Annotated in this window: 3 protein-coding genes; 1 reads left to right on the top strand and 2 read right to left on the bottom strand. The window is 43.7% G+C overall.

Annotated elements, in window-relative coordinates; all coding sequences use genetic code 11:
• On the top strand, positions 1-1,838 hold a 1,838-nt coding region (locus Q1V93_RS02125), incomplete at its 5' end, for a reprolysin-like metallopeptidase (protein ID WP_300660799.1).
• 84 nt (positions 1,839-1,922) lie between these two features.
• On the opposite strand, the gene Q1V93_RS02120 is transcribed toward Q1V93_RS02125, so the two are convergent.
• The gene (locus tag Q1V93_RS02120) at positions 1,923-2,621 is read right to left on the bottom strand and encodes a copper homeostasis protein CutC (RefSeq protein WP_300660797.1); all 699 of its coding nucleotides are present in this window, start codon (positions 2,619-2,621) and stop codon (positions 1,923-1,925) included.
• Positions 2,618-4,825, bottom strand: coding sequence for a family 20 glycosylhydrolase (locus Q1V93_RS02115; protein ID WP_300660795.1), 2,208 nt, complete (start codon positions 4,823-4,825; stop codon positions 2,618-2,620). Before Q1V93_RS02115 ends, Q1V93_RS02120 begins: the two co-directional genes overlap by 4 nt.
• Between the last annotated feature and the right edge of the window lie 284 nt (positions 4,826-5,109).

The raw sequence follows: 5,109 nt of genomic DNA, 5'->3' as shown, positions 1-5,109 counted from the left end.
ACACCACAACCGTAATCGGAAGTGCAAACTACGATATCGGACACGTTTTCGGAACAAACTCCGGAGGTTTGGCAGGATTGGGAGTTGTTTGCAGTTCCAGCAATAAAGCACGCGGAGTTACCGGATCAGGTGCTCCTGTCGGAGATCCTTTTGATATTGATTATGTAGCTCACGAAATGGGGCATCAATTCTCAGGAAATCACAGTTTCAGAGGAAGTGCAGGTTCTTGTTCCGGAAATGCGAATAATGCAACAGCGATGGAACCGGGATCGGGAAGTTCGATTATGGCTTACGCAGGAATTTGTTCTCCTCAGAATGTTCAGTCGAATTCAGACGATCACTTCCACGGAGTGAATATGAATGAAATGCACGTATTCCTGAATGCGGGCGGAAACGGATGTGCTGTTTCTTCTCCGATTCCGAATCAGTCTTCTCCTACCATTACAGGAACCGTGGGAACGGTAACGATTCCAGCCGGAACTCCTTTTGCATTGACGGCTACGGCTACAGACCCGGATGGAGATGTATTGACCTATTGCTGGGAGCAGATGAACAACCAGAATTCAACACAACCGCCGGTTGCAACTGCGACGGGAGGACCTAATTTCCGTTCCAGACCTCCTTCCACAAGCGGAACCCGTTATTTCCCTTCTATTGCGAGTCTAATGACAAACGGACCTTTTACCTGGGAGGTACTTCCAACGGTAAACAGAACAATGAATTTCCGTTGTACGGTTCGTGACAATGAGGCAAACGGAGGTTGTAATGACCATGCGGATATTGCCATTACAACAACAACTTCTGCGGGGCCTTTCGTTGTAAATTATCCTTCTGCAACAGGAATTACCTGGCAGGGAAATACCACACAAACGGTAACATGGTCTGTAGCAAATACAGATGTTGCACCGGTTGCCTGTGCAAATGTGGATGTGATGATTTCAACTGACGGCGGAGCAACATTTACTGTTCTTGCGAATAATGTTCCGAATGACGGTTCTCAGGATGTGACGGTTCCGAACACTGCTACAACCAATGCAATTGTGATGGTGATATGTGAAAACGGAACTTTCTTTGATGTTTCCAATAACAAGTTTACAATTACGGTAGGAGTTCCTTGTAACAATCCTACTTTACCGACACTTTCCGGAAATACAACAATTTGTCCGGGAGGAAGTACAACCATTACGGTATCTGCAGGTACTTTGAATGATGCAACTGCCTGGAGCTGGACTTCCGGTTCTTGCGGAGGAACAAGTCTTGGAAACGGAACTTCAAAGGTTCTGACTGCTCCGGGAACCTATTTTGTTCGTGGTCAGGGAGGATGTGTTTCAGGAGGAGCTTGTCAATCCATTACAATTACACAAACGGCTGTAAATACAACGACATCTGTAAGTGGAATTACGATCACGGCAGCTCAGGCTGGTGCACAATACCAATGGTTGAATTGTTCAACAGGAAATAGCGCGATTGCGGGAGCGACATCTCAATCGTTTACTCCGAGTGCAAATGGTTCTTATGCAGTAACGGTTACAGCGAGCGGTTGTTCAGCTACCAGTTCTTGTGTGAACATCACAAATCTTGGAATTGATGATTTGAATTTCGAAGATGTATCTATCTATCCGAATCCGTCAAACGGAAAAATCACGGTTTCTTTCAACAAGGAAGTGAACCTGAAATCTTTCGTGATCCGCGATGTAACGGGAAGAATGGTGCGTGAAGAGAAACCACAAACAACGAACGGTTTGACATTTGATATTTCGATGGAGGCTCAGGGTGTTTACTTCCTGAACATTGAAGTTGGAAATTCCATCCAATCATTCAGATTGATTAAAAATTAAGAGCGATTTAAAATAGAAAATCCCGGTTTCCAAAAGGAGCCGGGATTTTTTTTGTTCTTTACGTGTGCTACGTGCCTTACAATTTTACGCCTGAATCGCTGCTAACAGAGCACTGAGTTTGTTTTCATCTGGCAAGAGCAGGTTTTCTTCGAAGGCGGTTCCGGTTTCAACTGTTACGGCAGAAGTTCCCGAAAAATGAATGGCATCCACTCCGGAAGCTTTTAGTTCAGAAATGAGTGCTTCTTTCACGCCACCACCGGCCATGATTTCAATTCGTCCGTTGGCGTAAGCAACCAGCTCTTTCAAATGTTCTATTCCCTGGCTGACATTCTGTTCGGAACCACTCGTCAGAATCCGTTTAAATCCCATTTTCACCAGTTGATCCATGGCAGTTTTCCAATCCGGAATGCTGTCGAATGCCCGGTGAAAAGTAAAATCCCGCTGAGGTGCTGTTCGTTTCCAGGTTTCCAGCGCTTCTAAATTCAACTTGAAATCAGGGGTTAATGCACCAACGACAAATCCGGTGATTCCGGAATCTTTCAATTCCAGGATCTGATCGCGCATCACCACCATTTCATCGTAGTTGTATGCAAAACCTCCGGCTCTGACGCGAATCAGGGCATGTTGTTCCAAATGAAAGGTGTTTTGAATCCATGAAACCATCGCTTTGGACGGAGTCAAACCTCCCTGTTCCAAAGCAATACAGGTTTCTATCCGGTCGATTTTTTGCTTGCTGACGATTCTTGCGGCTTCTAGTGTGCCGACACAAATTTCTATTTTCATTTAGACAGGATGATTTCGTTGATAAATGTCCACGGAGTGAAACCTGCACCGGTTTGTCCTTGTGGAATGAGTTCTTTATTGAAAATAGTGACTTTCACAAAACGTGCTTTCATTTTTTTCTTCACTTCGATCAAATCTCCGTTCAACTTAGCAACAGCAACGTTTTTGTACTTTTTGCCATTGGAACTGATTTGAATCTGAAAGCTTTCAGGCCGGTAAATCCATGATCCCGGATCGTTCAGGGTTTCGATCTGAATAGTACTGAATTTGGTAATCGTTTCCAGGTCTAAAGTGAATCGAATGGTGTCTTCATTGAAACCCAGCCATTCGTTTCCTTTCCACGGTTTCCCGCCAACAACGCCGTCTGTGAGTCCTAAATCCCCGTTGTGATTGTATTTTTCATGCGGTTTTGTATCGAACACAACCGGTTTTCCTAAAGCCAGGTGTGAGGTGAAACGATACGAACAGCTGCGCAATTCCTGATTCCCGATCCGGGAATGGACTTCGAAAGATTGCGTGTTTGTTGTATTTGTGCGCGGAATGAACAAGGAATTGACTACCTCATTATTGATATAAAAACTCACTTCGTCTATAGGTTTCAGAAGATCATAATTGATTCCTTCCTTTGAAGCTTTTGCCTTCAATGCGGGGTCCAGGAATGAAGTGGAGAAATTGATTCCGTCCTTTTTCAGTTGTGGAAGATACGAGGTCGATAAAGCCTCAACAAACGTGTGATAAGGAAGTTTGCCCCGATTCCACAACACTTCTGCCATCGCAACCAGGCGCGGAAAAATTTGATATTCAACCGATTTCATGGTGGGTAAATACTCTGTCCAAAGATTGGCTTGTCCGCCCAGAATATAGCGTTTGTATTCCTTGTCAATTCCTTTTGTCGGATCAAATTGGTACACTTTTTCCAAAGGCAGATAACCGCCGATTGCCAATGGTTCGGAAGGATGCCCGCTTTGGTAATAATCGAAATAGCAATAGGAAGTCGGAGTCATTACGACGGGATGTTTTTGCTTCGCAGCAGCAATTCCGCCTTCCATTCCCTGCCACGACATGACTTGTGCATTCGGAGCCAGCCCGCCTTCCAGGATTTCGTCCCAGCCAATAATCGTTCGTCCTTTGGAATTGAGGTGTTTTTCGATATCCGTGATAAAAAAGCTTTGAAGTTCATGCGTGTTGTGAATGTGATTCGCTTCCATCACAGCTTTGCATTTCGGACAGTTATCCCAACGTACCTTCGGCGACTCATCTCCACCGATGTGAATGACCGGCGACGGGAAAATCTCAATGATTTCATCCAATACATCTTTCAAAAAAGCTCTTGTTTGATCCTGCGAACAGAAAACATCGTCAAAAACTCCCCAGGTTCCAACTACGGGAAGTTGTTTTTCCGTACAGCTCAGTTCCGGATAAGCAGCCAAAGCCGCTCTTGCATGACCCGGCATTTCGATTTCGGGAATAATTTCAATTCCGCGGATGCGGGCATATTCTACCAACTGTTTTGCTTCTTCCTGGGTGTAGAATCCACCGTATCGTTGATGCTCGTACTCGATGGGTTGTTTACTGAAATGACCGATCAGCGTACTGTCTCTCCAGGCTCCGACAGAAGTTAGTTTCGGATATTTTTTGATCTCAATTCTCCAGCCCTGATCGTCCGTTAAATGCCAGTGAAAACGATTGAATTTCAACTTCGCCATCTGATCGATAAATCCTTCGAGTTCTGCGATGGTGAAAAAATGACGACTGCAGTCCAAATGAACCCCACGGTAAGCAAAAGCTGGCTCGTCCGAAATGTGCACGCCGCTTAGTGTATTTGGGTTCTGAATGAGTTGATTCAGGCTTTGCAGTGCATTACACAAACTCTGATAATTGCTGTATTGAATATCAATTCCTTTGTTTGAAACCGTTAACTGATATCCTTCCGTATAGACAAATGTATTGATCAGATGCAGGTGAATGGAAGCCTCTTTCGGATCACTTAACATTAAATGAACGCCATGATCTTTCTCAAATAATTCGTGAAAGTAAGGGTACAGTTTTTTGGTGTCCTCATTGCTGTCCAGGTTCAGCTGACCATTGAATACAAAGGAATCTGAAGTTTGTTCTACATTATTTGGCTGAGGAAAAACAGAACTGTGCTGAGCGAATAAGGGCCATGTCACGAATGACAGAAAAATAAAAAATGGAATTTTCATGAATTAAAGTTTGATTCCTACCTGTATTACCTGATCAATTTACGGAAAAGAGCCGTTTTTTGAAGGGTAATAATCAGGTGCTGAAGGCCGGAATCCACAAAATAACTTGATTGTGAGCAGGATTCCTTTTTCCAGTATCATCGGTTTTATTATTTAGGTCACAAATTAAGTATTTATATTTAAGCTTTGGTTTAAAATTATTTCGTTTTGATGAAAGCTTCAGTAGGATTCAGTCTTTTGATTGTGATGTTGTTTGGAACAAGTGTCTTCGGACAAAAGAAAAT

The sequence above is a fragment of the Fluviicola sp. genome, assembly GCF_030151805.1.
Lineage (GTDB): Bacteria > Bacteroidota > Bacteroidia > Flavobacteriales_D > Crocinitomicaceae > Fluviicola.
This window is presented reverse-complemented; position numbering and strand designations above follow the sequence as displayed.

What these genes read in the sequence shown, in the direction of transcription:
- Q1V93_RS02120 (WP_300660797.1), bottom strand. Translation starts at nt 2,621, where the DNA reads ATGAAAATAGAAATTTGTGTCGGCACACTAGAAGCCGCAAGAATCGTC.
- Q1V93_RS02115 (WP_300660795.1), bottom strand. Translation starts at nt 4,825, where the DNA reads ATGAAAATTCCATTTTTTATTTTTCTGTCATTCGTGACATGGCCCTTA.